Genomic DNA, 14,037 nt, shown 5'->3' on the forward strand with positions numbered 1-14,037 from the left:
TTTTTGCGGGTTGATGATCTTGGCCAGTTCGGCCAGACGCGGGTCCGGCACTTCCACGATGCCAACGTTCGGCTCGATGGTGCAGAAGGGATAGTTGGCGGCTTCGATGCCGGCCTTGGTCAGCGCATTAAACAGGGTGGACTTGCCAACATTGGGCAGGCCAACAATACCGCACTTCAGACTCATGTCAGCATTCCTTGCAATCGATTCACAATCAGGCGGGCCGTTTGCGCCGGCCCGGTTCATTACTTGGCTGCAGTATGCAGCTCTTTCATGGCCATCGCCATATTGCCGGCAATGGCCAGCGGCAGATAATTCAATGACTTGAGCACAGCGTCATCAATGGCGCCCTGCTCTTCGGCACGCGGCTTTTTCAGCACGAAATTGGCCACTTCATTACGGTCGCCCGGATGGCCGATGCCCAGACGCAAGCGCCAGAACGCCGGCGAACTCAGCCGCGCGGCGATGTCTTTCAAGCCATTATGGCCGCCATGGCCGCCGCCCTGCTTGAGGCGTGCCGTGCCCGGTGGCAGATCCAGTTCGTCATGCACGACCAGGATTTCATCGGGCAGAATCTTGTAAAAATGCGCCAGCGCCAGCACGGCCTGACCGGACAGATTCATGAAGGTCAGCGGCTTGAGCAGCCAGATATCCTGGCCTTCGATCTGGACGCGGGCAATATCACCGTGGAACTTGCCCTCGGTACGCCAGTTGCCCTTGTATTTCCAGCACAGCTCGTCCAGCAGCCAGAAGCCGGCGTTGTGGCGGGTCTTTTCGTAATCCGGGCCGGGATTGCCCAGACCGACAATCATGCGAATGGCAGACATGATCGAGAATTCCAATAAAAAGGCTCGCTGCGGGCGGGTAGCCTCACAACGAGCCCTTGTCAAACAAGCACTAATGCTTAGGCGTTGGCCAGAGCAATGGCTGCGTCTTCGCCACGAACCAGGGCGGCGATTTCAACACCGGCCGGCAGTTTCAGGTCGGACAGGTGTACAGCTTCGCCTACCTTGATGGCAGACAGGTCAACTTCGATGAACTTCGGCAGGTCGCCCGGCAGTGCGCGAACTTCCACTTCATTGATGATGTGGCTGATCTTGGCGCCTTGCAGCTTAACGGCTTCCGACTGGTCGGCGTTAACGAAGTGCAGTTGAATCTTTACGTGTACTTTTTGGCTCAGGTCAACACGTTGGAAATCAATGTGCATCACTTGCTGTTTGTACGGGTGGTTCTGGAAGTCACGCAGGATGACAGCTTGCTTCTGGCCGTCGATAACCAGATCCAGAATCGCAGAGTGGAATGCTTCTTCCTTCAGTGCGTAGAATACGGTGTTGTGGTCCAGAACGATGGACTCAGCAGCACCATTGCCGTATACCACGGCCGGCAGTTTGCCAGCGTGACGCAGGCGGCGGCTCGCACCAGTACCCATCTCTTCGCGCTTGGCGGCGATCAATTCATAAGCCATGTAAAGCTCCAGTATTTCAAGTTAAAGGCACCAGCCCCGCCGCGACCAGCGGGCCTGATGTTACGGCAGGCAAGCGCCCGACGAAACCAGTTCCTCATTGAAGAGGTAGGACACCGATTCCTCGTTGTTGATGCGACGCAGCGTCTCGGCCAGCAGGCCGGCGATGCTGGCAACCCGGATGTTCGGGCAGGCCAGGGCCTGTGCAGTCAACGGAATGGTGTCGGTGACAACGACCATGTCGATGTCGGAATTCTTGATGCGATCCACGGCCTGGCCGGAGAAAATCGCATGGGTAGCGTAAGCCAGCACGCGCTGGGCACCGCGCTCTTTCAGAGCAGAAGCGGCCTTGCACAGGGTGTTGGCGGTGTCGATCATGTCATCCACGATCAGACAGGTACGGCCGGATACATCACCGATGATGTTCATCACCTCGGCCACATTGGCCTTGGGACGACGCTTGTCGATGATGGCGAGGTCGGTGTTCAGGGCCTTGGCCATGGCACGGGCACGTACCACACCACCCACGTCCGGGCTGACCACGATCAGATCGTCAATGCGCTGGGAACGGATGTCCTTGAGCAATACCGGCGTGGCGTAAACGTTGTCCACCGGAATATCAAAGAAACCCTGGATCTGGTCCGCATGCAGATCGACGGTGAGTACACGGTCGATACCGGCGCTGGTCAGCATGTTGGCGACCAGCTTGGCGGAGATCGGTACACGCGCCGAGCGCGGGCGACGGTCCTGACGGGCGTAGCCAAAATAAGGAATGGCTGCGGTAATCCGGCCGGCAGAAGCACGCTTGAGCGCATCGGCCATGGTCAGGATTTCCATCAGATTGTCATTGGTGGGAGCACAGGTGGACTGCAGGATAAACACGTCGCGACCACGGACATTCTCCAGCAGTTCAACGGCGACTTCGCCATCGCTGAACTTGCCGACATCGGCGCGGCCGAGGGAGATATCCAGATGCTTGACCACGTTTTGAGCGAGTTCCGGGTTAGCGGTCCCGGTAAATACCATCAAACTGTCGTATGACGCCATGATTCCATTTGCCTTAGCAGGATAAAGAAAAAGCGTGTAAGGGATTCTTACACGCTTTTTTCATGCTCTCTCTATTGAGAGAAAGTCTTGGCTGGGGAGGTAGGGATCGAACCTACGAATGCCGGAATCAAAATCCGGTGCCTTACCACTTGGCGACTCCCCAATAAACTTTCATTCAATGTCCAGCAAGGGGTGGCTATTCAGCCCTTTTGCAACAAATCCCTTATATTTTACGGACATTGCCTGATAAACTTTATCGGCTTCTTCCTCTGACTGGCACTCCAGAAACACACATGCTCCTGAACCAGTCATCAGCGGCGAACCATATTTTTTCAACTCGCTCAGTACTTCATTCACCGCTGGGTACATCTCTGAAACAACTTGCTGCAGCTCGTTTCGTCGTTGCTGCGTTGTTTCGAGGATTCGCATTATGCTGATGGTGCCTTCCTCTGTCAACACCCTTCCAGCAAAATTCTGAAAGATTTTTGCGGTCGGCACATGAACACCGGGGTGAATGACCACGTACCACGCGGGTTTCAGCTTGATTTCATTCAGTTTTTCGCCAATTCCGGTTGCCAGCGCATTTTTGCCAAAAATGAACACCGGAAGGTCCGCTCCCAGCGACAAACCCAGCTCCATTAATTTTTCACGTGAAAAATTTGTTTGCCACAGCCGGTTCAGCGCCAATAAAACCGTGGCGGCATCAGAACTGCCGCCACCCAAACCACCGCCCATGGGGATGCGCTTGGTCAAACGGATGGTGGCGCCCAGGCTGCAGCCGCTGGCCTGCTGCAATAAACGGGCTGCCCGTACCGTCAGGTCCTGCTCCGGGGGCACGCCATCAATCGGGTTGAGCAAGACAATCTGGCCGTCGTCGCGCACAGCCAGCTCCACCGTGTCGCTGTAGTCGATGAAGCGGAATACCGTTTCCAGCAGATGATAGCCATCGGCGCGTTTGCCGACGATGTGCAGCAGCAGGTTGAGTTTGGCCGGAGCGGGGTAACTGTGAAATTGTGGGGACATGCGGGAATTCATCCGGGAATTAAGCGGAAAAGACAATAAGCGCTTAGCGCCAGTTTTGCGGCAACAAACGCAAGGTGAGTTTGTCGCGCTGCATTTCCACCCGTTTGGGATAGAGGCCGGGGGCGTCGGCATCACTGACGAAGCGTATGGTCCAGCCCTGCTGGTCGAGGCTGCCATCGCTGGCAAACTGATAGGGCGCATCCGGTGCCGGCAGGCCACGTATCCACCACACCAGATTGCCCAGCGGCAGCGTCCAGCCCAGCACGTCGTGGGTCAGGTCTTCGACATTGGCGGCCTGCCAGCTTTTGCCATCGGCCAGCAAGGTGACGCCTGTGGCATCGCGCCGCAATTGCGCCACCGTGCTGCCCAGCGGGCTGTTGACCGATAGCAGGTCGGCTTGCGGCTGGTGCGCCCAGTCAAACTGGCCGACCGAACCTTTGCCATCCATATTGATGGAAATGCGGCCACTTACCGTAAAGGGCCGGTCCTGCGCGGCGGGACTGACAGTGCCGGCCGGACGGAATACTGTTTCCGTGGCACAGCCGGCCAGCAGCAAGCTGCCAGCCAGCACGACCACGATGAGCGGGCATTTCATGGCAGACGGAAACGCTTGAGAACGTCCTGCAGCGCTTCATTGCCCGGATCGCGCGCCAACGCACGGTTCCACACGCCCAGCGCTTCCTGCTTGCGCCCCAGCTTCCACATCACCTCGCCCATGTGGGCGGCGACTTCGCTGTCCTGCATGGCGGCGTAGGAGCGTTCCAGATATTTCAGTGCGGCTTCGCTGCGCCCCAGCTTGAACAGCACCCAACCCATGCTGTCCAGGATCATTGGATTGTCCGGGTCGGCCTTGAGTGCCTTCTCGATATAAGCGAGAGCTTCCTGGTGGCGGTTGCTGCGGTTGGCCAGGGTATAGCCCAGGGCGTTGAGCGCCTGTGGATCGTCCGGCTTTTCCTTGAGCAGGGCTTTGAGATCGCGTTCGGCATCGCCCAAATTGCCCAGCTGGTCGGCGACCAGTGCCCGGTCGTATAGCAGCTCGGGCGAGCGTGGCCAGCTTTCCAAGGCCTGAGTCAGAATGCGGTAGGACAGATCGTAGCGCTTGGCATTGCGCGCCATTTCGGCTTGCTGCATGGCGACCTGCACTTTTTCCTGCTCGCCCTCACCCAGCGGTGCCAGTCGCTGCAGCGCCTGGTCCAGCTTGCCATCGGCGGCATCCAGTGCGGCCAGTCGGCCTTGTGCTGGCAGGTATTGCGGCCCCTGGCCCACGCTTTGATACCAGCGATAGGCCGCGCTCTTGTCCTGGCGGTCTTCGGCAACCTGACCCAGGGTGAAGCGGATGAAGTCGGTTTCCGGGTGCTTCTGCTGCAGGGCGGCAGTCAGGCGCTGGTCGGCTGCGTCAAGATCGCGCAATTGATAGGCCAGCAGGCCGGTGGCGTAGAGCAGCTCGGGATTGTCCGGGTTTTGCTTGAGCAGGGCTTCAAATGCGCTGCGTGCTTCGGCAAAGCGCTTGGCGCCCACCAGCAGGCGCGGATAGGCCGTGCGCAATTCCAGCCCGGCATCAGGCCGGCGCTGCAACTCGTGCTGCAAGAAGTCGATGGCCTGTTCCAGCTTGATGCGGCGCAGCCTGTCAGTCTGCCAGGCCACGGGCAGGTCCCATTTTGGGGCGATCTGCGCCAGCCGGTCGAATTCGCGCTGGATAGTGGCATCGTCATTGATCTCGGCCGCCACGGCGATGACAGCGAAGCGGGCTTCCGGCAGGTCCGGATAGCGACTGGCCAGACGATTCACCATGGCCGATGCCGCCTGCTTGTCGGACTGACGAGCCGTCAACCGCGCCAGCTGCACGAAGATGTCGGGAGCGCGCTGCGGCTCGCGCTTGAGCAGGTCTTCTACCAGCGGCTCGCTTTCGGCCAGCTTGCCGGAACGCAACATGGTGATGAATAGCTGCTCGCGCGGGATTTGCGAACTGGGGTCCAGCTCCATCCATAAGGCGAGCGAGTCGGATGCTTCTTTCAATTGCCCGGAAAACAGGGCGAACTCGGCAGCGCGCTGGGCCAGCCGCGGGTCTTTGGTCTGGCGTGCCAGATCAAGATAGGTCACCGCTGACGAGCCGGCCGCACCGCGCTGGGCGGCGATTTCGCTAGCCAGTACGCCATAGACGATTTGCGGTGTCAGTTCCTGCCTGGGCAAATTGGCATTGTCCTCGGCGCTGGTGGTGGCGTCGTCGTCAGCCGCTTCCGCATTGCTTTGGGCCGGCGCACTGGAGTGCAAGGGGGATTTCAAGGTGGTGCAGGCTGACAACAGCAGCACCAGCAACAAGGAAATAGGTCGATTCAGCGGTTTCATTCGCATGGAGTCTGTGCCGGTTGAACGCGTAGAATAGCACGCTCGGTTATTTGATCTAGTCAATCTTGTCCTGAAAGCAAAAGCAGCATGCCTGAATTGCCTGAAGTCGAAACGACCCGTCGTGGTGTGGCACCCTATCTGGACGGTGCCACGCTGCAAGGTGCCATCGTGCGTGATGGCCGCCTGCGCTGGCCGGTGCCGCCACAACTGGATGCCATTCTTTCCGGTCTGACAGTACGCGCAGTCACGCGTCGTGCCAAGTACCTGATCATCCATTTCGATAGCGGTTCCCTGCTGATCCATCTGGGCATGTCCGGCAGCCTGCGCTATGTTCCGGCCACCACCCCGGCGCAGAAACATGATCATATCGACCTGAAGCTGGGCAGCCATGTGCTGCGCTACCGCGATCCGCGCCGCTTTGGCGCCATGCTGTGGCATGTGGGGCCGCTGGAGTTTCATCCACTGCTACAGGCACTGGGGCCGGAACCGCTGACCGACGACTTCAACGGCGATGTGCTGCATGCGGCCATCAGCAAACGCAGCGCCGCCATCAAGCTGGTCATCATGGATAACCATGTAGTGGTTGGCGTGGGCAATATCTACGCCAACGAATCGCTATTCCATGCCGGCATCAACCCCACCCGCGCGGCCAGCACGCTGAGCCGGGCGGAATGCCAGGCACTGGCGACGGAAATCAAGCGGGTACTGGCGCTGGCGATCGAGGCCGGCGGCAGCACACTGCGCGATTTCGTCAACACCGAGGGCAAGTCCGGCTACTTCCAGCAGGACTACTATGTCTACGACCGGCAGGAACAAGCCTGTCGCATCTGCAGCAGCCCGATTCGTCAGATACGGCAAGGCCAAAGGAGTTCCTACTATTGCCCGCTGTGTCAGCCATGCTAGAGTGGCTGATCATTCAACCCCGCACATGAAGCGCCGCGCACCTTGAAGTCTACCGCTACTACGTCTTACCTCACCCGCGCCAGCCGTTTGCTGCGCCTGGTCTGTCACATTGCCCTGGGCATTTTCATCGTCGCCACCCGCTATCCGCGCCTGGCCCAGGCAGAGCGCGCCGTAGTCACGCGTCGCTGGTCGGGTCATCTGCTGAAGATTCTCGGCATCTCGGTGCGGGTGGAGGGTGTGAATCCGGGCTTTTATCCGCCCAACACCCTGCTGGTGGCCAACCATGTGTCCTGGCTGGATATTTTCGTTCTGAGTAGCTGCACGGTGTCGCGCTTTGTGGCCAAGCGCGAAATCCGCTCCTGGCCGTTGATCGGCTGGGTGGTGAATGCTGGCGGTACGCTGTTTATCGACCGCAGCAATCGCCGCGACGCCAGCCGCGTCAACCAGCTGCTGGCCGATGCGCTGGGCAAGGGCAGTTGCATGGCGGTGTTTCCGGAAGCCACCACCTCGGAAGGTACCGGCATCCTGCCGTTCAAGGCCTCGCTGTTCGAAGCCGCCCTGCCCTCGCGCAGTACCGTGCAGCCGGTTTCCATGCGCTACCAGCTGCCCGATGGCAGCCTGACCACTGCGCCGGCCTACGCCGGTGACACCACCTTCTGGCAAAGCATCAAGCGGATACTGGCGCAGCCGGCCATGGAAGTCGCGCTGACTTACGGCCAGCCACTGAAGGCGGGCGAAGGTGAGCTGACCACCCGTTTCGCCCTGTCGGAGCGGGCGTTCCGTGAAGTCAGCCTGGGCCTCAAGCTGCCACTTCCCGATAAGCCGGACACTGCAGCGAAAACGTCTGTCGATCCTCAAGCCGAAGTGCAGTAAGGCTGCCGCCCCACAGACAACCGCTGTCGATGGACAGGATGTCTTCGGTCACGTGCAGGCCCAGTGCCGACCAGTGGCCACAAATGATGGGCGTGTGGCTGCTGCGCCGGCCCTTGGCCTCGAACCAGGGGATCAGGTTAGCCGGGGCCCCGTCCAGCTCGCCCTTGTAAGCCAGATCAATTTCCCCTTCCCGGGTGATGAAACGCATGCGTGTCATGGCATTGACGATGACGCGCAGGCGCTCGGCACCTTTCAGGTCGTCAGCCCAGCGCGTGGGCTTGTTGCCATACAGCCGTGACAGGAAGTCGCGATAGTAAGGGCCGGACAAGCCGTCCTCCACCTCTTCAGCCAGCCGCAATGCCTTGTCTATGCTCCACTCCGGCAGCAGGCCGGCATGCACCATGGCATAGCCTTGCTCGGCAATCATCAGTGGCTGGCAGCGCAGCCAGTCCAGCAAGACCTTGCCGTCCGCTGCATTCAGGATGTCATCCACCGTATCACTGCGGTGCAGCTTGCCAAAGCCTTCGGACACCGCCAGCAAATGCAGGTCGTGATTACCCAGCACGATCTGCACCCGGTCTTGCTGCTGGAATACCCAGCGCAGCACCTGCAAGGACTCCGGGCCACGGTTGACCAGGTCACCGGTCAGCCACAGCGTATCCTTGCCGGGATTGAATTCGATTTGTCGCAGCAGTTGCTGAAAGGGGCCGAAACAGCCCTGGATATCGCCAATTGCGTATGTCGCCATCTTCACCTCTGACAATGCGGCAGGTCGCACCGGGCCGACCGCGGATAGTCTCATGATACCCCATGCTACAATGCACGGCCTTGGTTACCACGATGCTACGCCGCCCGACAGCCGCCCTGGCTTTCGCCCGGCCAGCCTCACCGCCGGAACTCCACCCATGTCCGCACCTCAGCTCAATCCGCCGCAGCGCGAAGCCATTCATCACCTTGACGGCCCCTTGCTGGTGCTGGCCGGAGCCGGCTCCGGCAAAACCCGCGTCATTACCTACAAGATCACCCACCTGATCCGCCACGGGAATATCCCGGCACGGCATATCGCCGCCATCACCTTTACCAACAAGGCGGCCCGCGAAATGCTGGAACGGGTGGGCAAGCTGCTCTCTGCGCAGGAAATCCGCGGCATTACCGTGTCCACCTTCCACTCGCTGGGCATGCAGATCCTGCGTCAGGAAGCGCCGCATCTCGGCTACAAACCGCAGTTTTCCATTCTGGATGCCTTCGATGCCGGCAAGATCATCGCCGACATCCTGAAAACCACGCACAAGGACGAAGTGCGCAAGGTGCAAAGCCAGATTTCGCTATGGAAAAACGATCTGAAGGGGCCGGACCAGATGCTGCTGGAAGCCCAGGGCGAATGGGAAAGCATCTGCGCCCGTACCTATCTGGCCTACCAGGACACGCTGACCGCCTACCAGGCCGTGGATTTTGACGACCTCATCCGCCTGCCGGTGCAGCTGTTCAAGACTCACCCGGACGTCCTGCTCAAATGGCAGGGCAAATTGCGCTATCTGCTGATCGACGAATACCAGGACACCAATACCTGCCAGTACCTGATGGTAAAACTGCTGGCCGGGGTGCGCGGGCAGTTCACCGCGGTGGGGGACGACGACCAGTCCATCTACGCCTGGCGCGGCGCCAATATGGAAAATCTGCGCCTGCTGCAGCAGGATTTCCCGCAACTGAAAATCATCAAGCTGGAACAGAATTACCGCTCCACTGCCCGGATTCTGCGCGCCGCCAACTCAGTCATTTCCAACAATCCCAAGCTGTTTGAAAAGCAGCTGTGGAGCGAATTGGGCCTGGGCGAACCGATTCATGTGGTGCAATGCAAGGACGAAGAGCACGAAGCGGAAATCGTGGTGCAACGGCTGCTGGCACATAAATTTGAATACCGCACCGAATTCAAGGACTACGCCATCCTGTACCGGGGCAATTATCAGGCGCGCATTTTCGAACAAGCCCTGCGCAACCAGCGCATCCCCTACCAGATGGCCGGTGGTCAGAGCTTTTTCGACAAGCCGGAAATCAAGGATGTGCTGTCCTACCTGCGCCTGATCACCAATCCGGACGACGACCCGGCCTTTATCCGCGCCGTCACCACCCCCAAGCGCGGCGTAGGCACCGGCACGCTGGAGAAACTGGGCGGCTGGGCCGGCCAGTGCAGCAAGAGCCTGTTTGCCAGCGCCTTCGAGCCCGGCTTTCGCGTACAGGTACAAACCGCGCAGCTGGAGCCGCTCAGCCAGTTCTGCGACTTCATCAATCGCCTGCAATACCGTGCTACCCGCGAGCCGGCTGGCGAACTGGCCATGGAACTGGTCAAGGCCATCAACTACGAAGCCTGGCTGTACGACAGCGAAGACAGCCCGCGTATTGCCGAAACCAAGTGGAAAAACGTGCTGGAACTGGTCGCCTGGCTGGCACGCAAGGGAGAGGCCGACGGCAAGAACCTGATCGAGCTATCGCAGACCATTGCCCTCATCACCATGCTGGAAGGCCGCGACGAGGGCGAGGTCGACGCCATCAAGATGTCCACCCTGCATGCCTCCAAGGGCCTGGAATACCCCTATGTTTTCCTGGTGGGCACCGAGGAAGGCATTCTGCCGCACAGCGAATCGGTGGATAACGGCATGGTGGAGGAAGAACGGCGGCTGATGTATGTGGGCATTACCCGTGCCCAGCGCATGCTCACCCTCACCTATTGCGTGAAGCGCCGCCGCGCCGGCGAATGGCAGTTTGTCGAGCCATCGCGCTTTATTGCCGAGATCGATGGCGGCGATCTGCGTCACTTTGGCCGCCCCGGCGCCGAACCTATCGTCAGCAAGAGCGAAGGCAAGTCCAAGCTGGCCAGCCTGACGGCCATGCTGGCCGAAAAAACCAAGCCGGCTGAAAGCTGATCGTCAGCCAGCTAGCCAGGCATAAAAAAACGCGCTGCAAGCAGCGCGTTTTTCATTGGCAGAGACTTCTGCTTACTTGGCGTTATTCACCATGTATTCGATGGCGGCGCGGAATTCCGCATCGCTGCCAGCAAAACCACCCTTGGGCGGCATGGCGTTCAGGCCCTTGGTAGCAATCTTCTGCACTTCATCCAGACCCACCTTGGTGCGTTCAGCCCAGGCAGCCTTGTCGCCAAACTTCGGTGCACCAGCCACGCCAGCAGCGTGACAGTTGGTGCAGACGGTTTCATAAATCTTCTTGCCCACCACGGCCGGATCGGCCGGAGCACCTGCACCACCAACCGGCGGTTCGGTAAACTTGGCACCACCAGCATTGCCCATATAGGCAACGGCGCGCTTCACTTCGTCGTCGGTCAGGTCAGCAGCGCCACCCTTGGCCGGCATGGCATTAAAGCCTTGCAGCGCATGTTGGGTGAGCGTATCCCAGCCCTTGGCAATACGCGGGCCCCAGGCAGCAGCATCACCAAACTTGGGCGAACCGGCCAGCCCTTGGCCGTGACAGGAAATACAGATCGCCTTGAATACCTGCTCACCATTACGCATGCCCGGAGGGGCGTCGCTGGCTTTCGATTCGCCAACCGGCTTCAGGCGAGCGGCAACAGCCTCCTTGGTCATGACCTCGGCATCAACGTTGTAACCACCCGTCGCCAGCTTCGCCAGCAACCAGATCGCCACTACCAGACCCACAACGACGCCAATCAGGACCTTGATGATCTGACCGGGAGCCATTCCGTTCTCATTACTCATTCGAGCCTCGCCTGAAAAAAATGACAATTAAGATGGAAGGGATTATACGGTAAGCCGCGAAGCAAGGCAAAAACCATACACTGGACTCGGACATGCCCTTTGCGCTATGATCCGCCCTGCTTTATAGCAAGATCACAGCGCACCCGTAGCTCAGTTGGATAGAGTGTCAGTTTCCGAAGCTGAAGGTCACAGGTTCGATCCCTGTCGGGTGCGCCAATAATATCAGTGACTTAGATGCAGCATGCAAATCTGGGTTTCGCTTTTCCAGCACACTTTGTGTACCTGTTTGTGTACCTAAACATGTACCTATTCCCAAGAAGTACCCTGACTCTGGCGAAAATTTTTCATCGGTTTCAGCATTTCCACTCGCTCTACTGTTCCAGCAAGCTGCAAACCCTGTTGTATCAAGCGCTCAGTACGGGCAGCCTGGTCCTTTGCCAACGATAGTGCTTATCTCATTCTGGCGCAGGCCGCCTCCTGTGCTGCATTGCGTGCGGCGTTATAACAAGCAAAGTAGGCAATGCTGCGATTGGCTTGCTGCTGCTCCTGGAACTGTATCACCCTGTCCTGCGCCTTTTTCATTTGCTCCTGCTGCGCCTGCTGACTCTGGCGGATGATTTCCACCATGGCATCGCGACGGCTCTGTGCTTCAAACTCTCGCTGTTGTGCGGCCAGCTTCTGGGTATCCTGATTTTGTCTTAGCGCCTGCTCACGAGCGGCATTGGCCCGCGCTTGTTCTTCTTCGGCCTGCTTGGCAATGTCAATTTCCTTGCTCTGGTTGTTGACCAGGCCGTTGACGGCAGCGTCTTCATTGACCAAATGCTTTGCCGTATTGCTGTGATTTGAATAAAGGTAGGCCGCCGCCAAGCCAAGGACAAGCAGCAGTAACAGGGTGTATTTACCCTTGCCCTCTCCTGAATGCGCAAGCTCAGACGCGTCCCGATAATAGGTAATGGCCGGGCTGGCTTGTGTGGCGGTGGTCTGGATTTTCATGTCGTACTGCGCCCGGGTGACAGAATCGCGCAGCGTCACATAAGCCCAGTTGACCAGCTTTAGCTCATTGACGGACTCGATATCCGGCTTGCTTTCCAGTTGTTCCTGCCTGATTTTGTAAGCGGCGGTAATCATGGCCACGTCAGCATCTTTGCTGACATGAAGTATCTGGTACAGATCGCGCTTTGGCTCCATGAAAGCATCTTTCATGCAAATGAGATATCTCAAAAGCATATCATCAGTTTGCCTGGCTGTAACCGCATCGCAAGCGGCTACGCGGATCAGCAGCTGGACCCGTCGCGGCACACCAGTGGCGACTGGCGGGCATTTAGGCTGCCAGTGCCTTGATCTCGCTGTCGTCCAGCATTTTGACAACGGCCTGCAGGCAATGACCGAGGAGCGGGGTGCCGTCGCAAAAACATGCCCGACGGGGAAGTCCGGACAAAAAAAAGCACCCGCATAGTGCCGGGTGCCTGTGCTTGCACGGCGGGCTTGCCCCCGCCGCCGGGAGATTAGCTGCCGATCTGGCTTTGCAGATAATTGGCCAGGCTGACATCCTGAATCAGGCTGAGCTGGGTTTCCAGCCAGTCTATGGTTTCTTCGCAATGTTCCAGCAGTTCCTGCAGCAGTTCGCGGCTGACAAAATCCTGCTTCTGCTCGCAATGGGCAATGCCGGCTACCAGTTGCGGGCGCTGTACTTCGGTTTCATAGCGCAGGTCGCTGCGCAGGCACTCTTCCACCGTTTCGCCAATGTGCAGCTTGCCCAGATCTTGCAGATTGGGCAGGCCTTCCAGAAACAGGATGCGCTCGATCAGGGTGTCGGCTTCCTTCATCACCCGGATGGATTGCTTGTACTGGTAGTCGTTGAGGCGTTGCAGACCCCAGTTGCGGAACATGCGGGCATGCAGGAAATACTGGTTGATGGCGGTCAGTTCGTTGCGCAACAGCTGGTTGAGCAATTTGATAACGGTTTTGTCGGCTTTCATGATGTGTCCTTATGCCATCTGGCTTTGCAGGTAGTTGGCCAGGCCGGTCAGCTCGATCAGACGCAGCTGCTTTTCCAGGAAGTAGGCGTGGTCCATTTCCGTGTCGTCCAGCTGCACCACCAGCATTTCACGGCTGACATAGTCGGCTTCCTGCTCGCACAGGGCAATCGCCTTTTTCAGTTCGCGCGTGACCTTGTATTCCACGGCCAGGTCGGACTTGAGCATCTCCGGCACGGTGCTGCCAATTTGCAGTGCTTCGCGCTTGCTCAGGTCGGGCTTGCCTTCCAGAAACAGGATGCGCTGGATGATGGCCTGGGCGTGTTCGCGCTCATGGGCCGATTCGTGCAGGGCTTTTTCTGCCAGCTTGTGCAGGCCCATGTCGGCATACATTTCGCCATGCAGCAGGTATTGGTCGACGGCGGTGAGTTCTCCCGCCAGCAGTGTGTTGAGCAGATCGATGATGTTTTGTTTGCCTTGCATGGGGAAAGGTCCTTCCAGCAGTTGAACGGGCAGGCCGCACGGGCCATGGCAGTGCCGGCATCCAGCCATGAGCAGGGATGCCGGCAGCGGGGAAAACGGGACTTGCCTGCAGTTTAAATGACAATATTTATCAATACTACCAATAACAGCCGTAGGCGCAGCCGCCGGCTGTTGCGCTACATGCACCATGTTGTTC

General features: G+C 58.7%; 15 protein-coding genes and 2 tRNA genes. 4 read left to right on the top strand and 13 right to left on the bottom strand.

The window, feature by feature from the left end; translation table 11 throughout:
* From EAY64_RS15460 to EAY64_RS15495, 8 genes are all read right to left on the bottom strand, one after another.
* The coding region (locus EAY64_RS15460) for a GTPase (RefSeq protein ID WP_199734468.1) at positions 1–186 on the bottom strand (186 nt) is incomplete at its 3' end.
* A gap of 59 nt (positions 187–245) precedes the next feature.
* Positions 246–830 (bottom strand): aminoacyl-tRNA hydrolase, encoded by a 585-nt coding sequence (gene pth, locus EAY64_RS15465; protein WP_199105804.1) that lies wholly within the window; start codon positions 828–830, stop codon positions 246–248.
* A gap of 74 nt (positions 831–904) precedes the next feature.
* Entirely contained in the window at positions 905–1,465 is a 561-nt protein-coding gene (locus EAY64_RS15470; RefSeq protein WP_103525642.1) for a 50S ribosomal protein L25/general stress protein Ctc, read from the bottom strand.
* A 60-nt stretch (positions 1,466–1,525) separates the two neighbouring features.
* A complete protein-coding gene (locus EAY64_RS15475) occupies positions 1,526–2,509 on the bottom strand; it encodes a ribose-phosphate pyrophosphokinase (protein WP_045846690.1) in 984 nt (327 codons plus the stop codon).
* Positions 2,510–2,597: 88 nt separating this feature from the next.
* Positions 2,598–2,672: transfer RNA gene (locus EAY64_RS15480), tRNA-Gln, on the bottom strand.
* Positions 2,673–2,680: 8 nt separating this feature from the next.
* A complete protein-coding gene (gene ispE, locus EAY64_RS15485; RefSeq protein WP_103525643.1) occupies positions 2,681–3,532 on the bottom strand; it encodes a 4-(cytidine 5'-diphospho)-2-C-methyl-D-erythritol kinase in 852 nt (283 codons plus the stop codon).
* A 43-nt stretch (positions 3,533–3,575) separates the two neighbouring features.
* A complete protein-coding gene (lolB, locus tag EAY64_RS15490; protein WP_103525644.1) occupies positions 3,576–4,127 on the bottom strand; it encodes a lipoprotein insertase outer membrane protein LolB in 552 nt (183 codons plus the stop codon).
* Positions 4,124–5,878 carry a tetratricopeptide repeat protein gene (locus EAY64_RS15495; RefSeq protein ID WP_226034181.1) on the bottom strand — a complete coding sequence of 585 codons (1,755 nt, stop codon included), beginning with the start codon at positions 5,876–5,878 and terminating at the stop codon, positions 4,124–4,126. The genes lolB and EAY64_RS15495 overlap by 4 nt, the downstream gene beginning before the upstream one ends.
* A gap of 87 nt (positions 5,879–5,965) precedes the next feature.
* Between EAY64_RS15495 and mutM the strand changes: the two genes are divergently transcribed.
* Both mutM and EAY64_RS15505 read left to right on the top strand, forming a co-directional pair.
* Positions 5,966–6,781 (top strand): bifunctional DNA-formamidopyrimidine glycosylase/DNA-(apurinic or apyrimidinic site) lyase, encoded by an 816-nt coding sequence (mutM, locus tag EAY64_RS15500; RefSeq protein WP_103525646.1) that lies wholly within the window; start codon positions 5,966–5,968, stop codon positions 6,779–6,781.
* Positions 6,782–6,823: 42 nt separating this feature from the next.
* Positions 6,824–7,654: a lysophospholipid acyltransferase family protein gene (locus tag EAY64_RS15505; protein ID WP_103525647.1), complete on the top strand. Its 831-nt coding sequence runs from the start codon at positions 6,824–6,826 to the stop codon at positions 7,652–7,654.
* Here the strand turns inward: EAY64_RS15505 and EAY64_RS15510 are convergent.
* Positions 7,581–8,402 (bottom strand): symmetrical bis(5'-nucleosyl)-tetraphosphatase, encoded by an 822-nt coding sequence (locus EAY64_RS15510; protein ID WP_103525648.1) that lies wholly within the window; start codon positions 8,400–8,402, stop codon positions 7,581–7,583. The two genes, EAY64_RS15505 and EAY64_RS15510, sit on opposite strands and share 74 nt — an antisense overlap.
* A 157-nt stretch (positions 8,403–8,559) precedes the next feature.
* Here EAY64_RS15510 and EAY64_RS15515 point away from each other — a divergent pair, with 157 nt between their 5' ends.
* Positions 8,560–10,575, top strand: a complete 2,016-nt coding sequence (locus EAY64_RS15515; RefSeq protein WP_103525649.1) for a UvrD-helicase domain-containing protein — start codon at positions 8,560–8,562, stop codon at positions 10,573–10,575.
* A gap of 72 nt (positions 10,576–10,647) precedes the next feature.
* Here the strand turns inward: EAY64_RS15515 and EAY64_RS15520 are convergent, their stop codons facing one another.
* Positions 10,648–11,364 carry a c-type cytochrome gene (locus tag EAY64_RS15520; RefSeq protein WP_233179010.1) on the bottom strand — a complete coding sequence of 239 codons (717 nt, stop codon included), beginning with the start codon at positions 11,362–11,364 and terminating at the stop codon, positions 10,648–10,650.
* A gap of 157 nt (positions 11,365–11,521) precedes the next feature.
* Between EAY64_RS15520 and EAY64_RS15525 the strand changes: the two genes are divergently transcribed.
* Positions 11,522–11,598 (top strand) — tRNA-Arg (locus tag EAY64_RS15525).
* Positions 11,599–11,832: 234 nt separating this feature from the next.
* Here the strand turns inward: EAY64_RS15525 and EAY64_RS15530 are convergent.
* From EAY64_RS15530 to bfr (EAY64_RS15540), 3 genes are all read right to left on the bottom strand, one after another.
* Positions 11,833–12,585: a DnaJ domain-containing protein gene (locus EAY64_RS15530; protein ID WP_103525651.1), complete on the bottom strand. Its 753-nt coding sequence runs from the start codon at positions 12,583–12,585 to the stop codon at positions 11,833–11,835.
* A gap of 302 nt (positions 12,586–12,887) precedes the next feature.
* Positions 12,888–13,361 (bottom strand): bacterioferritin, encoded by a 474-nt coding sequence (gene bfr / locus EAY64_RS15535; protein WP_103525652.1) that lies wholly within the window; start codon positions 13,359–13,361, stop codon positions 12,888–12,890.
* 9 nt (positions 13,362–13,370) lie between these two features.
* A complete protein-coding gene (gene bfr, locus EAY64_RS15540; RefSeq protein WP_103525653.1) occupies positions 13,371–13,841 on the bottom strand; it encodes a bacterioferritin in 471 nt (156 codons plus the stop codon).
* Positions 13,842–14,037 lie beyond the last annotated feature (196 nt).

This window comes from Aquitalea palustris (assembly GCF_003693445.1).
Lineage (GTDB): Bacteria > Pseudomonadota > Gammaproteobacteria > Burkholderiales > Chromobacteriaceae > Aquitalea > Aquitalea palustris.

Excerpts from the sequence above, each read along its gene's own strand:
- bfr (WP_103525653.1), bottom strand. The coding sequence starts at position 13,841 with ATGCAAGGCAAACAAAACATCATCGATCTGCTCAACACACTGCTGGCG.
- EAY64_RS15530 (WP_103525651.1), bottom strand. The coding sequence starts at position 12,585 with ATGAAAGATGCTTTCATGGAGCCAAAGCGCGATCTGTACCAGATACTT.
- EAY64_RS15520 (WP_233179010.1), bottom strand. The coding sequence starts at position 11,364 with ATGGCTCCCGGTCAGATCATCAAGGTCCTGATTGGCGTCGTTGTGGGT.
- bfr (WP_103525652.1), bottom strand. The coding sequence starts at position 13,361 with ATGAAAGCCGACAAAACCGTTATCAAATTGCTCAACCAGCTGTTGCGC.
- EAY64_RS15475 (WP_045846690.1), bottom strand. The coding sequence starts at position 2,509 with ATGGCGTCATACGACAGTTTGATGGTATTTACCGGGACCGCTAACCCG.
- mutM (WP_103525646.1), top strand. The coding sequence starts at position 5,966 with ATGCCTGAATTGCCTGAAGTCGAAACGACCCGTCGTGGTGTGGCACCC.
- EAY64_RS15510 (WP_103525648.1), bottom strand. The coding sequence starts at position 8,402 with ATGGCGACATACGCAATTGGCGATATCCAGGGCTGTTTCGGCCCCTTT.
- EAY64_RS15495 (WP_226034181.1), bottom strand. The coding sequence starts at position 5,878 with ATGAAACCGCTGAATCGACCTATTTCCTTGTTGCTGGTGCTGCTGTTG.
- EAY64_RS15470 (WP_103525642.1), bottom strand. The coding sequence starts at position 1,465 with ATGGCTTATGAATTGATCGCCGCCAAGCGCGAAGAGATGGGTACTGGT.
- lolB (WP_103525644.1), bottom strand. The coding sequence starts at position 4,127 with ATGAAATGCCCGCTCATCGTGGTCGTGCTGGCTGGCAGCTTGCTGCTG.
- EAY64_RS15515 (WP_103525649.1), top strand. The coding sequence starts at position 8,560 with ATGTCCGCACCTCAGCTCAATCCGCCGCAGCGCGAAGCCATTCATCAC.
- ispE (WP_103525643.1), bottom strand. The coding sequence starts at position 3,532 with ATGTCCCCACAATTTCACAGTTACCCCGCTCCGGCCAAACTCAACCTG.